This window comes from Burkholderia sp. E168m15 (assembly GCF_016586105.1).
GTDB classification, from domain to species: Bacteria; Pseudomonadota; Gammaproteobacteria; order Burkholderiales; family Burkholderiaceae; genus Burkholderia; species Burkholderia orbicola.
The window spans coordinates 16,526-32,228 of record NZ_BCPO01000014.1 but is presented as its reverse complement, the minus strand read 5'-3'; the positions used below and the strand labels follow the sequence as shown (position 1 = coordinate 32,228).

At 62.2% G+C, this 15,703-nt stretch carries 11 protein-coding genes and 1 tRNA gene; 1 reads left to right on the top strand and 11 read right to left on the bottom strand.

All coding sequences use genetic code 11. The features are described 5' to 3' along the window. Positions 1–262: 262 nt before the first annotated feature. From JMF86_RS01900 to tssI, 3 genes are read right to left on the bottom strand one after another with little or no spacing between them, the layout of a single operon-like run. Positions 263–793 carry an imm11 family protein gene (locus JMF86_RS01900; RefSeq protein WP_226292247.1) on the bottom strand — a complete coding sequence of 177 codons (531 nt, stop codon included), beginning with the start codon at positions 791–793 and terminating at the stop codon, positions 263–265. Positions 794–848: 55 nt separating this feature from the next. Continuing rightward, the gene (locus JMF86_RS01895) at positions 849–5,504 is read right to left on the bottom strand and encodes an RHS repeat-associated core domain-containing protein (RefSeq protein ID WP_011694122.1); all 4,656 of its coding nucleotides are present in this window, start codon (positions 5,502–5,504) and stop codon (positions 849–851) included. 51 nt (positions 5,505–5,555) lie between these two features. Further along, a complete protein-coding gene (tssI, locus tag JMF86_RS01890; RefSeq protein WP_011694121.1) occupies positions 5,556–8,747 on the bottom strand; it encodes a type VI secretion system Vgr family protein in 3,192 nt (1,063 codons plus the stop codon). A 356-nt stretch (positions 8,748–9,103) separates the two neighbouring features. Here tssI and JMF86_RS01885 point away from each other — a divergent pair, with 356 nt between their 5' ends. After that, a complete protein-coding gene (locus JMF86_RS01885) occupies positions 9,104–9,904 on the top strand; it encodes a transporter substrate-binding domain-containing protein (protein WP_011546588.1) in 801 nt (266 codons plus the stop codon). 109 nt (positions 9,905–10,013) lie between these two features. Here JMF86_RS01885 and JMF86_RS01880 read toward each other — a convergent pair whose 3' ends face one another. The 8 genes from JMF86_RS01880 to JMF86_RS01845 all read right to left on the bottom strand — a co-directional run bounded on the left by JMF86_RS01880 (position 10,014) and on the right by JMF86_RS01845 (position 15,684). After that, the gene (locus JMF86_RS01880) at positions 10,014–10,217 is read right to left on the bottom strand and encodes a hypothetical protein (protein WP_011546589.1); all 204 of its coding nucleotides are present in this window, start codon (positions 10,215–10,217) and stop codon (positions 10,014–10,016) included. Between the two features lie 326 nt (positions 10,218–10,543). Then, positions 10,544–10,619: transfer RNA gene (locus JMF86_RS01875), tRNA-Thr, on the bottom strand. 18 nt (positions 10,620–10,637) lie between these two features. Next, positions 10,638–11,159, bottom strand: coding sequence for a ClpXP protease specificity-enhancing factor (locus JMF86_RS01870; protein ID WP_011546600.1), 522 nt, complete (start codon positions 11,157–11,159; stop codon positions 10,638–10,640). Positions 11,160–11,230: 71 nt separating this feature from the next. Further along, positions 11,231–11,842 (bottom strand): glutathione S-transferase N-terminal domain-containing protein, encoded by a 612-nt coding sequence (locus JMF86_RS01865; RefSeq protein WP_006400565.1) that lies wholly within the window; start codon positions 11,840–11,842, stop codon positions 11,231–11,233. Positions 11,843–11,936: 94 nt separating this feature from the next. Further along, positions 11,937–12,695 (bottom strand): cytochrome c1, encoded by a 759-nt coding sequence (locus JMF86_RS01860; protein WP_006477108.1) that lies wholly within the window; start codon positions 12,693–12,695, stop codon positions 11,937–11,939. Between the two features lie 21 nt (positions 12,696–12,716). After that, positions 12,717–14,099, bottom strand: a complete 1,383-nt coding sequence (locus JMF86_RS01855) for a cytochrome bc complex cytochrome b subunit (protein WP_011694116.1) — start codon at positions 14,097–14,099, stop codon at positions 12,717–12,719. Beyond that, the gene (gene petA, locus JMF86_RS01850) at positions 14,099–14,719 is read right to left on the bottom strand and encodes a ubiquinol-cytochrome c reductase iron-sulfur subunit (RefSeq protein ID WP_006491868.1); all 621 of its coding nucleotides are present in this window, start codon (positions 14,717–14,719) and stop codon (positions 14,099–14,101) included. The genes JMF86_RS01855 and petA overlap by 1 nt, the downstream gene beginning before the upstream one ends. 218 nt (positions 14,720–14,937) lie before the next feature. Beyond that, the gene (locus JMF86_RS01845) at positions 14,938–15,684 is read right to left on the bottom strand and encodes a Nif3-like dinuclear metal center hexameric protein (RefSeq protein ID WP_006477111.1); all 747 of its coding nucleotides are present in this window, start codon (positions 15,682–15,684) and stop codon (positions 14,938–14,940) included. Positions 15,685–15,703 lie beyond the last annotated feature (19 nt).

Below are 15,703 nucleotides of genomic sequence, written 5' to 3'. Positions count from 1 at the left end.
GAATCTCACCGCATCCACGACACTCAGCGATTTCACGCATAGATCTTGCTGTCGGGAGAATCCGTTCCAATTTGAGCATAGCTTCTTGATTGACCCACTCGCGACAATCCCGATATTACTTATACGCGCCATGCAACACCATGCTCCCTTTTCAGCGTGGAGCCTTGTTTCCCGCTCCAACATCTGACGGATAAACGAATGAAGTCGATTCTCGAACAACATGATCTTGCTTCCCGCTCGGGCACCGCCGGTCTGGTCGACATCAATCGGCAGGCGGAATACCAGTGGTGAATCTAACCCCCTTCTTTGTGGCACACAATACAGCCTCGGCCAATCGATCTCCCACGACAATATATGTCAAGGAGTCGTATTGTCTGCCAATGCCATTGGCAGAGAAATCGGAGCGCAAGACCATCTTTTTGAAACCAACCTTGGCATCAGGAAACCCCGGAATCTTCACCACTATCGGCTCAGAAGCGTCGTGATCGATCACATCGACTTTTCTAACCGGATTAAGAAGAAAGTATGATCCGTCAATAGCCTTTCCGTCCGATTCAATAACTGCCGGAATGAACTGTACGTCACCGTCATTCGCCAGTCCTTCAATCGCAACACGCACCGCTTCACTTACAAGCGGAATCAAGATGTTTGACCAAATAACACCGTAGTCTTGAATCTTTGCCACCCCCTTTTTGGGAAGATCGAATACCAAAGGATTCGATTTTGTGAGGCGTGTGGCCGCCTGTAAATCAAAGCGATCCACTTGATTTTTTGCCTCATCGTAGAGTGCCATCCGACTTTCCGGATAGTCCGCCTCCGTGGTCCAGATTTTCGTCATATATCCTCACTTAGTTTGGACACGCCCATGGTCGATGGTTCTTGTTGAGCATCCGGTTCCCGGCTTTCAACTCCATCCGCTCTCGCGCGATGATTCCGCGCAGAGCCGCGTCATACTGTTTCTGCCCCCAACCCTGCTGCTTTCCTATCACAACAGCATCGTTCATTTGTCTGGACAAGTTTGTGCTTACGATGTTGGGATGACGCCCGTTGTGGATCGAGCGAGTCGGATGAAGGCTTTCGTCATCTGGTAGATAGATTTTGTTAGCCTGAGATTGAAGATCAAAGCCAGCAAGCGCAATTAGAGGGTGATTTTTCGTCTGGGAATTCTTGTCGCTAATAATGTGGTGCTCTTGAAACCCCTGAGACTTGAGGCAGTTAACTCTTCTCTGGATGCTGGCTTCATGGGCAGGACGGCGAGGTGCCAACCCCAACGGATCGATCCATTCGACCGGATTCGACGCATATTGATAGACGTTGATCCCGCCAACGAGCCCGATCGGATCTTTCGACACGAACCTTCCGATACCCGAATCATAGTACCGGTGCCAGTTATAGTGCAGTCCCGTTTCCGCATCAACCTGCTGTCCCTGAAACCGCAACGGATTCTTAGCCACAATCCCCGCCGCCTTCGACGCCCGCGCAATCACCTCCCGCGCTTCACCCCAAGCCTTGTACGACGCTTCCCAGACCACATCACCATCATCGTCCGTTAGAAGCTGCGGCGTGCCGATCTGATCACAGTGGTAATAGAACACCGCCGCATCGCCCCGCCGCTCCGGCACCTTCTGCAGCGGGTCATCTTCCGGCACATAGCGGTCGGTACTCGTCCATACCGGCGTCTCGATTCCCTCAACTGGCTCCGCCACATACTGCGCCAGCGGCACGAACGTCCCCGGCTCGTACAGATAGTGCGTGCCACGCTCGCCATCACTCTCGTACGCCAGCGTGTCGCCATCCCACCCGAACACCGTCCGCTCGCCGTTCACCTCCTTCGCAATACGACGACCGAACGCATCATAGAAATACCGAGCCTGACTCTGCCGCGACGTCTCGGCAACCCGCGCGGACAGCAAGCGATTGAATTCATCCCACTCGTATTCCTGCTGCCCCGCAGGCGTGCGCTTGCGCACCAGATTCCCGCGTGCGTCGTACTCGAAGTGCATCCCCGCGTACGCCTTCAGCAGGTTCCCGAGCACCTTCGGCACCTCGACCGGCAACGTGCTTTCCGGCCGCACCGGGCTGGGACGCGATGCAGGCGTCTCCGTAATCCGCACCGGATCGATGATGTTGCTCGCCGGATCGAACGCGAACCGCTCCTTCGCGACGGGACTGATCGCCTCGATCAAACGCCCGACAGGATCGTATCGATAATCGGTCCCGCCCTTGCGGCTGTCCTCGATCCGCGACAACTGCCCCACCGCGTCATAGCGATAGCGCCGCTCGGCAAGCGGCGCGGGCGACGTCGACCGCTGGATCGTCTGCTGCAGCACGCGCCCAGCCGGATCGTAGTGCGTGCGCTGCCCGACCTTGCTCGACAGCACACGCACCGTCTCGCGATGCAAGTCATCGCGCTCGAACTGCACGCGCTCCTCGCCATCGAGCAGCATCCCGTGCACATGCCCCGAGCCATACATCAGCCAGTCGACCGCATGCCCGTCCGGCCGAACGGTACGCCGCCGATTGCCGAGTTCGTCGTATTCGTGATGCCACACGTAGCTGCGCCGGTCGCCGAACAGATCGTAAGCGTGATGTTCACGCACCAGATTGCCAACCGGATCGAAGAAGAACTGCACGCGGCTGTACCGATTCACCGCGTCGATCAACCTGCCGCTCGGATCGTAGGCAAACCGTTCCTCGCTGTCCCCCGCGATGCGCTTCAGCAGACGGCCGTTCGCATCGACGTCGACCGAAGTCACGCAACCCGCTTCATCGATCGAAACGAGACTGCCGCTGTCCGGATCGTACTGATAACGCGTCGACTTGCCGTCGAAGGCGATTTCCTCGATCAGCCGCCCTGCCGGATCGTAGCGGAACTGGTACGTCGCAAAGTTGGCATCGGTCAGCGCGGTCAAGCGCCCGAGACGGTCGTAGCGATACGCGATCGTCTGCCCGAGCGCGTCCGAGCGGCTCGCGATACGGCCAACGGCATCGTAGCCATATCGCGTCGACCGATTGAGTTGATCCGTACGCCCAAGCAATCGACCTTCAGCATCGTACTGCACGTGTTCGACACCGGCCGGCGAACGAATCTCCGTCAACTGGCCGTTCGGGCCATATGCATAAGCAACGACGCCCCCGGACGCATCCTTTGTCTCGATCGCACGCCCGATATCGTCATAGCGCCACGCCGTCTTCTTTCCAGAGCAGTCCGTGTAGCCGGTCAATTGCCCGGCGGCGTTGTATTCGAGCGCCTTCGATCCGCCTTTGGCATCGGTGATCTGTGTCGGCAGCCCCTTGTCGTTATAGCTGTACTTCGTCGAGTGCTCGAGCGGATCGATTTCCTCGACGAGATTGCCTGCATCATCGTACTTGCGCTGCCAGACATGCCCATTCGGATCGACGAGCCGGATCATCTGGTCCTTGTCGTCGTATGCCATCTCGACAATGCTGCCGTCAGCGCGCTCGTGCCATGTCCGGTTACCGCGCGCGTCGTAACGCATCTGCTCGACGCTGCCGTCCGGCAGAATGTGCAACGTCAGATTGTTGTGCTCGTCTCGCCGGAACCACTCTTCGCTTCCATCCGGATAGGCGATCCGATAAACGTAGCCCTTGATATTGAAGTAATAACGCGTCGTCTGACCGAGCGCATCGGTCACATAGGTCAATCGAATGTTCGGATGCCACGCCAGACGGATATCGAGGCTGCCGTCGTCCGCGTACTCGCGCACGCATTTCGCATTCGCGTTGTCGTCAGCGTCCGCGCCGTCCCATTCAAGCGACATCCCGCGGCCGGTGCGATCGGTGTAGCGCGTGACGAGATGTCGGTCGTACTGGTAGTTCCACGCGTTGCCGTGCCGATCGGTTGCGCGGATCAGATCGGCCGCTTCGTCATAGGCGTAGCTCGCGAGCGTGCGACGCTTACCGTCTTCGAGCACCTGCTCGATCAGTACGATCCGGCCGTGCTTGTCGTGCTCGAACGACAGCACGTTACCGTTCGCATCAATCAGGCGCGCCACGTGGTCGCGCGCATCGTAGTCGAGCGTGATCGTGTTACCCGCGCGATCTTTCTGCATCGCCAGCCTGAACGCGTTGCCACGCCGTTCATACACGTGCAACTCGTCGTGGCCGTACGCAATCGTCACCCACGTATCGTCGAGTCGCGACAGCGTCAGGTTTTCCGAGAGATCGTCATGCACGCTTCCGGCTGCGAGCGCGCGATATTCAATGCTGCGCCCGCTGGCATCACGGTAGAACCATGTGTCGCCTTCTATATCGATGCGCGTCGTGTACGGCGTAATCCATCGCGCGCCGAGTTCTCCGGTGTCGTATGCGGACAGGCGTGAGCGATAAGTACGCGCCCAGACAAGCGGCAATGCGCCGGGCAGTTCAAAGTCCGTATGCGTGAACGTCTCATCGCCGAAAGCGAAATCGATCGACCCGGTCGACGCGCCGACCCCGCAACCTTTGCAGGGGCTCTGGCCAGGACCCTCCGGATGCGCATGCTGCTCGACCGCACCCACCGGCTCCTGCGGGCGATCATGATGTGCCCTTCCCTTGCCGCCGGTCGGCACGTCGGCGGTCTTTTCACGAAGCTTGCCGCCCGCCCGCACCCGTGCCACGGCCTCGATCACTTGCGCGATCAGCCAGAGCATCTTGCCTTCTTCGCTGCCATTCAGATCACGGATGGCCTTCGCAACTTTCGGCGCCTCAGTCTTCAGGAAGGCGACGATATCGCGAAACGGTTGGAGCCACGAATCCGGCGCCAGCTTCGCGGCGGTCCCGACCGTCGCGTTGCCGGCTTCCTTGCCCAACGCGATCGAACCTTCGTAACCGTACTCGAACGCATCGACCAAGAGCTTCGGGTTGTACCAGGATCGCTCGCCCATCTTCCGCGCGATCTGCTGCGTACGTCGCACGTTCGCACTACTGTCGAAAATCTGCCCTTTGAGGGCAAGCTCGAGTCCGCTGGCAATACCGACCATCAATTCCTGCGCCTTGGCCGCGCAGTCATTCAGCAGATCGACAAGGACTTCCTGCAACGTCTTCAGGAAGTTCTCGATTTCCGTCGCGGCCGCGGCGTTGACGTGTGCAACGAGCACGCCAATGATCGCCGCCCCGAGATTGCCGCGAGACACCAGCAACTGATTGCGCACAAGCGCCAACAGCGGCCGCGCCGACAGTCGGAACGACGCCAGCGGCGGCGGAACCGGAATGACCCCGATCAGGTTGATCGCGAGTCCAAGGTAATCGAGCAGATCGGCATGACGCTTCTCGACGATCGTCACGATGTCGCACACGGCATCGTAGAACGCCATCAGGTTGCCGATGATCGGCACCGCGCTCGCGACGGTTTTGAGATCCTCGAACGAAATGTGATTGCCGCTGATCTTGAGCAACCACTTATTGAAACGGTCGCCCCCCGCCGCCACGTCTTTCGGTGAAATATCGCTGAGCCAGGAAACAGCCTGTTCCTTCTCTGCACCGGGTGGAAGTTGTTGTGCCATGTCGTTGTTCGTTCAATTCGTTTTTTTCAAGACGGCTGACGAGCCGCCCTCTCAGGATTTCAACGGTCCGCCAAACCCGCTTGTCGGCAGTTTCATGCCCGTCGCGCCCGCGGCCGACGCCACGGTCGTGGCGCCCTTGCCCGCGATACCGGCCACGCCCGGCAATGCACCGGGCAACGCGCCCTGCAACGCCCCGGACGCCGCATTCGCAGCCGGCGCGGCAAGCGCGGCAAGCCCGCCCTGACGGGCGGCCTGAACCATCCCGGCCACCTGCTTCGCCGCACCGCTCAGGCTCGAGGCGGTCTGCAACGCGGACGCCACGCCGGCGCCACCCAACGCGGTCGCAGCAGCCGGCAATGCGGCGCTCGCGAGCCCGCCGAGGGCCGCACCCGCGCCGCCGCCGCTCACCAGCCCCATCGCCGCGGTCGTCGCGGCCGGCGCCATCCCTTGCAGCTGACTCGCGAGCTGTCCGCTCGCCGCGGCCTGCGCGGCCTCGGGCGACGGTTGCACGGGCTCCGCCGGCCACTTCGCCTGCTTGAAATAGTTCGCCGGCTGATCCGACTCGCGTGGGTCTTTCCCGAATTCGACGCGCACCGCCCCCGGCGGCAAGCCGCTCACGACCGTATAGCCGCTGTTGTCGAGTGCGCCTTTCTTCAGCACGGCGCCGTTCACGTCCTTCACCGTGAACAGCCCGCCCTTCACCGCCTCGCCGTTCACGTACTTGTGAAACAGTTCGAGCTGCCCGGGCTGATCCGGCCGCGGGCTCGGCAGCGGATACCCCATGCTCGCCGGCCCCGCGAACGTATGCGACGCCCCCTTCACATCGACCGCGCCCGGCGTATGAATCTCGATGTCGCCGTCCTTGATGCGGATATATCCGCCGCCGCTCGTCAGCAAAATCCCCTGATCGGCCGCGATCTCGATCCGGTCCGTCGCCGACACCACCCTCACCGCCTTCTGCGCGGTCACCTCGATGTTGTCCGACTGCGCCTGGATCTCGACCTTGCCCTTGCCCGCGAACAGCTTCATCCCCGCGTTCTGCACGAACAGGCTCAGCTTCTGCCCGATGCTGCCGATCAGCGACTTGCCCGCGGCCACGTGCACGCTCTGCCCGCTTGCCACGTTCACGTGATCGTTCGCGACCATATGCACCGACTGCTGCGTCGACATCCCGATTCCCGACGGGCTGCCGAACAGCATCACCGGTTCCTTGAACGCGTTCGCGTTACCGGTGCCGCCGCCCGCCGTGCGCCCGCCCGCCGCGCTGCCCGACTGGCTGTCCTGCGTCGCGTCCGTGAATGCACGCATCGTGTCCTGCGCGTCCTTCAGGCTCTCCGCCTGATGCTGCTCGCTCACGCCCGACATCGCCTCGACCAGGCTCTCGCCCGCCACGAGCTGCTGCTGCGCCTCCTTCACGTCGAGCGGCTGGCTGTTCGCCGCCTTCGGGTGCGTCGTCACGTACAGGCCCTGGCTCGCCCGCACCGCGCCATACGCATCCGAGCGCAGATCGAAACCGCTGCCCAGATACGACCCGCGCGCATTGCCGTTCTGGTCGATGATGTAGCCGAGATGCAGCAGGCTGTTCGCGCTGCTGCTCATCAGTTGCACGCGGTTCTGCCCGGTCGCGTCGTCCATCACGAGCTGGTTGTAGCCGCCGCCCGAATACTCCTTCGATCGATAGCCGGACAGAATCCCGTCGCTATGCCACTGCGGCTGGTTCGCGCCGTTGTACACGCGCCCCACGGCCAGCGGCCGGTCGCAGTCGCCGCCGACGTAGTCGATCAGCACTTCCTCGCCGATGCGCGGCACGTGCACACCGCCGTAGCCGCCGCCCGTATCCGACTGCACGACGCGCACCCAGCACGATGCGTTCTCGTTGCCCGGGTTCAGGCGATCCCACACGAACTGCACGCGAGTCCGGTTCAGCTCGTCGGTATAAACCTCCTCGCCCTGCGGCCCGACGACGATCGCCGTCTCGAGGTGCATCTCCGGCTTTTTATGCTCGAACGGGCTGCGATACGGCACGTTCACGCGCTGCGCTTCGACCTCGACGAGATAGAAGCCGACCGAGCCGTCGTCGTGCGGCACGCGAAACGCGGGGTCGGCACCGTAGCCCTCCTGCGCTTGCGTCAACGCTTCACGCAGGCTGTACGGAAAATCCGCGCTGCCGTTCGAAACGGGGAGGTTGTTCTCGATCCACCATTCGACGCCGATCGCCGCGAATTCGCGCTGGTCGGCCGGATCGCGATCGTGTTCGGGATGATCCGCCAGCGTGAAGCGCCGGCCGGCATCGATCGCACGCACGCCGCCCGCGCCGTGGAAGCGCTTCGCCTCCGACTCCCACTGCTCCATCCGGATCTTCGTCAGATGGTCGCCGCGCGTCTGGTCCAGATACGTGTACGCACCGGTGTATTCGTAGACTTCGAGCTGATCGGGCAATTCGCCCTGACCGGCCATCGTCGGCAGCGACGTGCCTTTCGGATTCGACGGCTGCGCGGGATTCTTGTAGTCGAACGTGCGCGTCGAACGCGTGACGCTCTGCAGCGTGCGCGTGCCCGACCATTGCGTGAACGCATCGGCTTCGCTCGCCGCCCCGCCACGATAGAAGCGCACGGTCTGCGGCGATAGCGGCGCGAACGCCTGCAGGTTGTCGGTCACCACGAGCGTGTGCGACTTGCCGTCGTCGGCCTGCTGCCACGCGCAGTAGAGCCCTTCGTCCTCCATCAGTCGATGGATGAAATGCCAGTCGGTGTCGTGCTGTCGCGTGTACGAGCGGTTCGGCAACGGCTTCGACAGCGCAAAGCGGAAATGGCCTTTCGCCTGCGGATGCTGGTTCAGCACGTCGCTGATGATCTGGTCGACGGTCGTATCGTTCCAGATCCGCTGGTCGCGACGGAACTTCAGGAAATGGGTGAAATCGGCGAACGTGAGCTGATAGGTCGTGAGCCCGCCGTCGGCGCCCAGACGGCGCGCGGTGTGCACGTAGCCGTTCATCGGCCGATAGCTGCGATCGCCTTGCTGAATCCACAACGTGACCGGCTGCGCGATCAGCTTTTTAAGCTCCAGATCGCTATCGGTCGACAGTACGTCCAGCGTGAATTCGTACGCGCGCCCGATACGTGAGCGGCCAACTGCCCGCTGCACGGTCAGGACGTTGCTCCCCAATGGCGTATCGAGCTTCAACAACCGGTCCTGCTGAAGCAATCCGCCGCGCAATGCGGCGATTGTGTTCTGCATGTTCATGGCTACGGCCTTTTCTTCTTTTGACGCGCCCTCGGATGGCGCAGCTTCATTTCGCTTGCGCGATTTTACAGGCAAAACTTTGCACGAATCCCTCCAAAGTAGCCTGATTCAAAAGCACATTTTCAAACGCGCCCGGAAGCCTGATAGATCGACCTCACTGACTGACCGCTCGTCGAAACCGACCCGCGCCGCAGCGATGCCCTTCCCCGTCCCATGAAATCGATTGCAATCAGGGCCAATTCGACTTCCGGCGCGGCGCGGTTGCGAGTAGTGTCTACGTGCCCGTCTGCCGGCCGCCGCCGGGTCCGACCGAGAGCCGGCGCTCACATCACGACACTGAACCCTGGAGATCTGCGATGAAACGTTCGAAGTTCCTGCTGTCGGGCCTGCTGCTCGCGTCGGCCCTCGGCTTCACGGCCGTCGCCGCGCACGCGGACGACCTGCTCGATTCCGTGAAGAAGGCCGGCGTGCTGCGCGTCGGCCTCGAAGGCACCTATCCGCCGTTCAACTCGCGCGGCACGTCCGGCCAGCTCGAGGGCTTCGACGTCGACGTCGCGAACGCGGTCGCCGGCAAGCTCGGCGTGAAGACGCAGTTCATCCCGACCGAATGGAGCGGTATCATCGCCGGGCTGCAGGCCGGCAAGTTCGACGTGATCGTCAATCAGGTCACGATCACGCCGCAGCGCAAGGAGGCGCTCGACTTCAGCGAGCCGTACACGTACTCGGCCGCGCAGCTGATCCAGCGCAAGGACGACACGCGCAACTTCAAGTCGCTCGACGACTTCAAGGGCAAGAAGCTCGGTGTGACGCTCGGCACCAACTACGATCAGATGGCGCGCACCGTGCCGGGCATCGAGGTGCAGACGTATCCGGGCGCGCCGGAGAAGCTGCGCGACCTCGCTGCGGGCCGGATCGAGGCGACGCTCGACGACCGCCTGATGCTGCCGTACATGATCAAGACGTCGAACCTGCCGCTGCGCGCGGGGGCGGTGCTGAACGGCGGCAAGCAGGAAATGGCGATCCCGTTCCGCAAGGGCAATCCGAAGTTCGAGAAGGCGATCAACGATGCGCTCGAGTCGCTGCGCAAGGACGGCACGCTGAAGAAGATCTCGACGCACTGGTTCGGCAGCGACGTGACGGTGCCGGTCGCGCAGTAAGCGGTTCGGCGCGTGTTCAATGCGTCACGTTTTCGCTGCGGCGAAGGCGTGACGCGCAGCTGTAGCGTTCGCCTCGCCTTCTTCCCTTCTTCCCCTTTTCCTTTTTCCGTCAGGCCGCCTCGTCGAAGCGGGAAAGCAGCATCTGGCCGATCGGCGTCAGCGCCGGACGCGCCGCTACCGCATTCACGCGGACCTGCGTATCGTCGACCAGCCGCTTTTCCACGAGCACGGCAAAGGCCGGGTTCGCGAGGTCGACACTGTCGGGCGCACGTGCAATGCGCAGCAGCATCGAGAATTCATGCGGGCTCAGCATGGTTCGTGTCTCCTGATCGCACGCGATGCAGTTTGATCGGCGTCGATCGCGTTTTCGAATGGAATGGATGCGAGGCAGCAGCCAATGCGCTGGCGGGAGCGAGAATCCCGGGTGAGCCTGCGCGACGCGGGCACGGCGTCGGACGCGGTCACGTACACCCCGATCGCGACAATGCTGCCGCGACGGGAGCGTGCAACGTTAGCGGCGCAGCGTGACGCGGGTGTGACGAGAAAAGGGGGATGGCGATGGTGCTCGCCGCCATCGCGGCGCGCGACTCCATGAACGAAAAAAGGGTTACGGAAAACTCCGTAACCCTTTTTCGGATTTGGTGCCGGCTGCAGGACTCGAACCCGCCACCTGATGATTACAAATCAACTGCTCTACCAGATGAGCTAAGCCGGCGTAGCGCGAGATTCTACCTCATTTCACGATCTTGAGGCGAGGTCTGCTGCCGCCTTTCGAGCCGTCGCCGTCGGTTTTCGGCGGTTCGTCGGCCCCTTCGGACGGTTCCTCGTTCGCGCCGCTGTCGGCGACCGGCGCCAACGGCGATACGGACTCGTCGCGCTGCGCGTCGTCGGCCGGCGCGGCGTCATCGTCGAACGCGCCCGAATCCTCGCCTTCGCCCGCGACCGCATCGACCTGGAATGCCATGCCCTGCCCGTTCTCGCGCGCATAGATCGCGAGCACGTTGGCCACCGGAATCTCGATCTTGTGCGCCTTCCCGGAGAACCGGGCCGTGAACTCGATCCACTCGTTGCCCATCTGCAACTGGCTCGTCGCCTCGAAGCTGATGTTGAGCACGATCTCGCCGTCACGCACGAACTGACGCGGCACGCGCGTCGAGTTGTCGACCCTCACCGCGATATGCGGCGTGTAACCGTTATCGGTGCACCACTCGTACAACGCGCGCAGCAGATAAGGCTTCGTTGAAATCTCTTGCATCACAATCCTCGAACCCGGAGCGGGCGCGCGGCACGCCGCGCCACCCGCTCCGTCATGCCTTCATTGCAACATTAACGACGCATGACCTTTTCGGACGGCGTCAGTGCTTCGATGTAGGCCGGACGGCTGAAGATCCGTTCGGCGTACTTCATCAGCGGCGCGGCGTTCTTCGACAGCTCGATGCCGTAGTGATCCAGGCGCCACAGCAGCGGTGCGATCGCGACGTCGAGCATCGAGAACTCTTCGCCGAGCATGTACTTGTTCTTCACGAAGATCGGCGCGAGCTGCGTCAGGCGATCGCGGATCGCGAGGCGTGCCTTCTCGTGATTCTTCTCCGCCGCCTTGCCCTTCTCGTTCTCGAGCGTGCTGACGTGGACGAACAGCTCCTTCTCGAAGTTGAGCAGGAACAGGCGCGCACGGGCGCGCTGCACCGGGTCGGCCGGCATCAGTTGCGGATGCGGGAAGCGCTCGTCGATGTACTCGTTGATGATGTTCGATTCGTACAGGATCAGGTCGCGCTCGACCAGGATCGGCACCTGACCGTACGGGTTCATCACCGAAATGTCTTCCGGCTTGTTGAACAGGTCGACGTCGCGGATTTCGAAGTCCATGCCCTTCTCGAACAGCACCAGCCGGCAACGCTGGGAGAACGGGCAAGTTGTGCCGGAATACAGAACCATCATATTTGCGTTTCCTCAAAAAAGCCGAGGGCCGGCACGCGGCGAAACCCCTTTCACGAGTTCCGCCTTGCGCCGGCCCCACGCCGGTCAGGCGTGTTTACTTGATATCTTTCCAGTACGCGGCATTCAGCCGCCAGGCCAGGAAAGTCAGGACACCGAGAAAGATCAGCACCCACACGCCGAGGCGCTTGCGGGTCTGCTGGGCCGGCTCGGACATCCATGTCATATAGGCCACCAGGTCGGCCACCGCAGCATCGTAGTCGGGCGACGAGAGCGTGCCCGGCGTGACCTGCTGGAAGCCGACGAGCACGTGGGCCTTCTCGCCCGTCTCCTCGTCCGTCTTGTCTTCGAATTTGGCAACGCGCTGCCCCTGCAGCTGCCACAACACATGGGGCATGCCGACGTTCTCGAACACCGCGTTGTTCCAGCCGGTCGGCCGCGTATCGTCGCGGTAGAAGCTCCGCAGATACGTGTACAGCCAGTCGCGGCCGCGCGCACGCTCCTCGACCGACAAGTCGGGCGGCGTGGTGCCGAGCCAGTTCTTCGCGTCGTCGGGCCGCATCGCGACGGACATCGTGTTCCCGACCTTGTCGGTCGTGAACAGGAGATTCGTTTCGATCTCCTTCTGGGATATGCCCAGATCCGTCAGACGGTTGTAGCGCATCAGGTTCGCGCTGTGGCAGTTCAGGCAATAGTTTACAAACAATTGCGCGCCGTGCTGAAGCGAAACGAGATTTTCCGTGTTATCGGGCGCCCGGTCGAGCGGAAAATTACCCTCCGCCCGCACGGCCGGCGCCGCCAGCAGCGCACAGGCGGTCGCCCCGATCAACGCGAGTGTCGAAAGCAGTTTCTTCATGTCGTTCTCTCCTCGCTCACGTTAATGGGGCTTGAAGCGCACCCGTTCCGGCGGCTGCTTGAACGTGCCAAGCGGCGTCCAGACGGGCATGCCGAGGAAGAACGCGAAGTAGATCAGCGCGCAGGCCTGCGCGATCAGCGTCGCCGCCGGCGACGGCGGCCGCGTGCCGAGGAACGCGAGGGTCAGGAACGCCGCGACGAAGATCCCGAGGAACACCTTGTGGAACAGCGGCCGGTAGCGGATCGACTTCACCGGGCTGCGGTCGAGCCACGGCAGGAAGAACAGCGAGATCACCGCCGAGCCCATCACGACGACGCCCCAGAACTTCGACTCCGTCAGGTACATGAACACGACGATCGCCGCAGCCAGCACCGGCAGCCCGACTTTCCACTTGCCGCGCGCACGGATCAGTGCGAGCACGCCGAGCAGCGCGATCACGATCATCAGCACGATCTTGAACGGATCGGTGGTCGCGCGCAGCATCGCGTAGAACGCGGTGAAGTACCAGACCGGCGCAATCTCGGGCGGCGTCTGCAGCGGGTTCGCCGGGACGAAGTTGTTCGCCTCGAGGAAGTAGCCGCCCATCTCCGGCGAGAAGAACACGATCAGCGCGAACACCATCAGGAACACGCATACGCCGAGGAAATCGTGCACCGAGTAGTACGGGTGGAACGGGATGCCGTCGAGCGGGACGCCGTTCTCGTCCTTCTTCGCCTTGATCTCGATGCCGTCCGGGTTGTTCGACCCGACTTCATGCAGCGCCACCAGGTGGGCGACCACGAGGCCGACCAGCACGAGCGGAATCGCGATCACGTGGAACGCGAAGAAGCGGTTCAGCGTGACGTCGGACACGACGTAGTCGCCGCGAATCCACAGCGACAGGTCCGGCCCGACGAACGGGATCGCCGAGAACAGGTTCACGATCACCTGCGCGCCCCAGAACGACATCTGGCCCCACGGCAGCAGGTAGCCGAAGAACGCCTCGGCCATCAGGCACAGGAAGATCGCGCAGCCGAAGATCCAGACGAGCTCGCGCGGCTTCCGGTACGACCCGTACAGCAGCCCGCGGAACATGTGGAGGTACACGACCACGAAGAACATCGATGCACCGGTCGAGTGCATGTAGCGGATCAGCCAGCCCCACGGCACCTCGCGCATGATGTACTCGACCGACGCGAACGCGAGCGTCGAGTCGGGCTTGTAGTTCATCGTCAGGAAGATGCCCGTGACGATCTGGTTGACGAGCACCAGCAGCGCGAGGGAGCCGAAGAAGTACCAGAAGTTGAAGTTCTTCGGCGCGTAGTACTCGGATACGTGCTTCTTCCAGGTGGACGTGAGCGGGAAGCGCTGGTCGATCCAGCCGGTGAAACCTGTGGTGGAGACTTCCTTGTTGTCGGCGGCCATCACGCTTCTCCTTTCTCGTCCTTGCCGATCACGAGGGTCGTCGCCGACGTGAACATGTAGGGCGGGATGTCGAGATTCTGAGGCGCCGGCTTGTTCTTGAACACACGGCCGGCGAGGTCGTAGGTCGAACCGTGGCACGGGCACAGGAAACCGCCCGGCCAGTCGTCCGGCAGGTTCGGCTGCGGACCCGGCGTGAAGCGTTGGCTAGGCGTGCAGCCGAGGTGCGTACACACGGCCATCACGACGAGAATGTTCTTGCGATCGGCCCGCGACCGATATTCGTTGGCGCAATACGCGGGCAACGGCATCGAATACGGGGATTTCGTGGCCGGATCGGCCACTTCCTTGTCGGCCTTGACCACGTCGGCCAGCATCGAATCGGTGCGATTCAGGATCCAGACGGGTTTGCCGCGCCACGGCACGGTGACCATTTCGCCGGGCTTCAGGCCGCTGATGTCGACCTCGACCGGTGCCCCGGCCGCTTTCGCTTTCGCGGACGGCGCAAGCGACGCCGCGAAAGGTATGACGGTGGCTACGCCTCCCACGCCACCTGCTACGGATGTCGCAATCAGCCAGGTACGGCGGCCGCTGTCGACGCGTTTCTCTTCCTTGTCTCGCATCACACGCCCCACTTCTGAGTTGGATTTTCCGTCACGACTTTCCATTCCGCCGCTAGTTTGCTCGAATGGAGTCGTCATTTACAAGGCCCGGAGATGAAAATCCCTTCGAAGTGTTTGATAGTTAAGGGTTATCCCCCACTACCGGAGCGATTAAATCATTTCGCTTTTAAGCGGATGCTACATTGCGAAATTTCGATGCGCCGCCGCAAATCCGTCGCTCAGACCGGGTTATGAATATCGATAAAAAGGTGTTCGAGATCGAATTCTTCCGACAAGTGGCGCCCAAGTGCCTGGATTCCGTAACGTTCGGTCGCATGGTGCCCTGCCGCAACGAACGCGACACCGCTCTCCGCCGCCGCGTGCGTGGTCGACTCGGACACCTCGCCGGTCAGGAATACGTCCGCGCCGGCGTCGATCGCCGCGTCGAAATAGCTCTGCGCGGCGCCCGTGCACCATGCGATGCGGCGCAGCTGCGTGTCCGGCTCGCCGAGCACGAGCGGTGTGCGGCCGAGCGTGCGCTCGACCTTCGCGACGAAGTGCTCGAGCGTGACGGGCATCGGCAGCGTCGCCATCCAGCCGAGATCGCCTTCGCCGAACCGCTGGTCGCCGATCAGGCCGAGCTTTTCGCCGAGCTGCGCGTTGTTGCCGAACTCGGGATGCGCATCGAGCGGCAGGTGGAACGCGAACAGGTTCAGGTCGTTCGCGAGCAGCAGCTTCAGGCGCTGGTACTTGCGGCCGGTGATCTGCGGCGCCTCGTTGCGCCAGAAATAGCCGTGGTGGACGAGCACGGCATCCGCCCCCCATTCGAGCGCGGCTTCGAGGAACGCGACCGACGCCGTCACGCCGGTGGCGATCTTCTCGATCTTGCGGCGTCCTTCGACCTGGAGGCCGTTCGGGCAATAGTCCTTGAAGCGCGCGGTTTCAAGGGTATTGTTCAAGTACAATTCAAGTTCGATCCGATCCATATAAACCTCTAATCCATTC

Excerpts from the sequence above, each read along its gene's own strand:
- JMF86_RS01900 (WP_226292247.1), bottom strand. The coding sequence starts at position 793 with ATGGCACTCTACGATGAGGCAAAAAATCAAGTGGATCGCTTTGATTTA.
- JMF86_RS01860 (WP_006477108.1), bottom strand. The coding sequence starts at position 12,695 with ATGAAGAAACTGCTTTCGACACTCGCGTTGATCGGGGCGACCGCCTGT.
- JMF86_RS01865 (WP_006400565.1), bottom strand. The coding sequence starts at position 11,842 with ATGATGGTTCTGTATTCCGGCACAACTTGCCCGTTCTCCCAGCGTTGC.
- JMF86_RS01855 (WP_011694116.1), bottom strand. The coding sequence starts at position 14,099 with ATGGCCGCCGACAACAAGGAAGTCTCCACCACAGGTTTCACCGGCTGG.
- tssI (WP_011694121.1), bottom strand. The coding sequence starts at position 8,747 with ATGAACATGCAGAACACAATCGCCGCATTGCGCGGCGGATTGCTTCAG.
- JMF86_RS01885 (WP_011546588.1), top strand. The coding sequence starts at position 9,104 with ATGAAACGTTCGAAGTTCCTGCTGTCGGGCCTGCTGCTCGCGTCGGCC.
- JMF86_RS01845 (WP_006477111.1), bottom strand. The coding sequence starts at position 15,684 with ATGGATCGGATCGAACTTGAATTGTACTTGAACAATACCCTTGAAACC.
- JMF86_RS01870 (WP_011546600.1), bottom strand. The coding sequence starts at position 11,159 with ATGCAAGAGATTTCAACGAAGCCTTATCTGCTGCGCGCGTTGTACGAG.
- JMF86_RS01895 (WP_011694122.1), bottom strand. The coding sequence starts at position 5,504 with ATGGCACAACAACTTCCACCCGGTGCAGAGAAGGAACAGGCTGTTTCC.
- JMF86_RS01880 (WP_011546589.1), bottom strand. The coding sequence starts at position 10,217 with ATGCTGAGCCCGCATGAATTCTCGATGCTGCTGCGCATTGCACGTGCG.
- petA (WP_006491868.1), bottom strand. The coding sequence starts at position 14,719 with ATGCGAGACAAGGAAGAGAAACGCGTCGACAGCGGCCGCCGTACCTGG.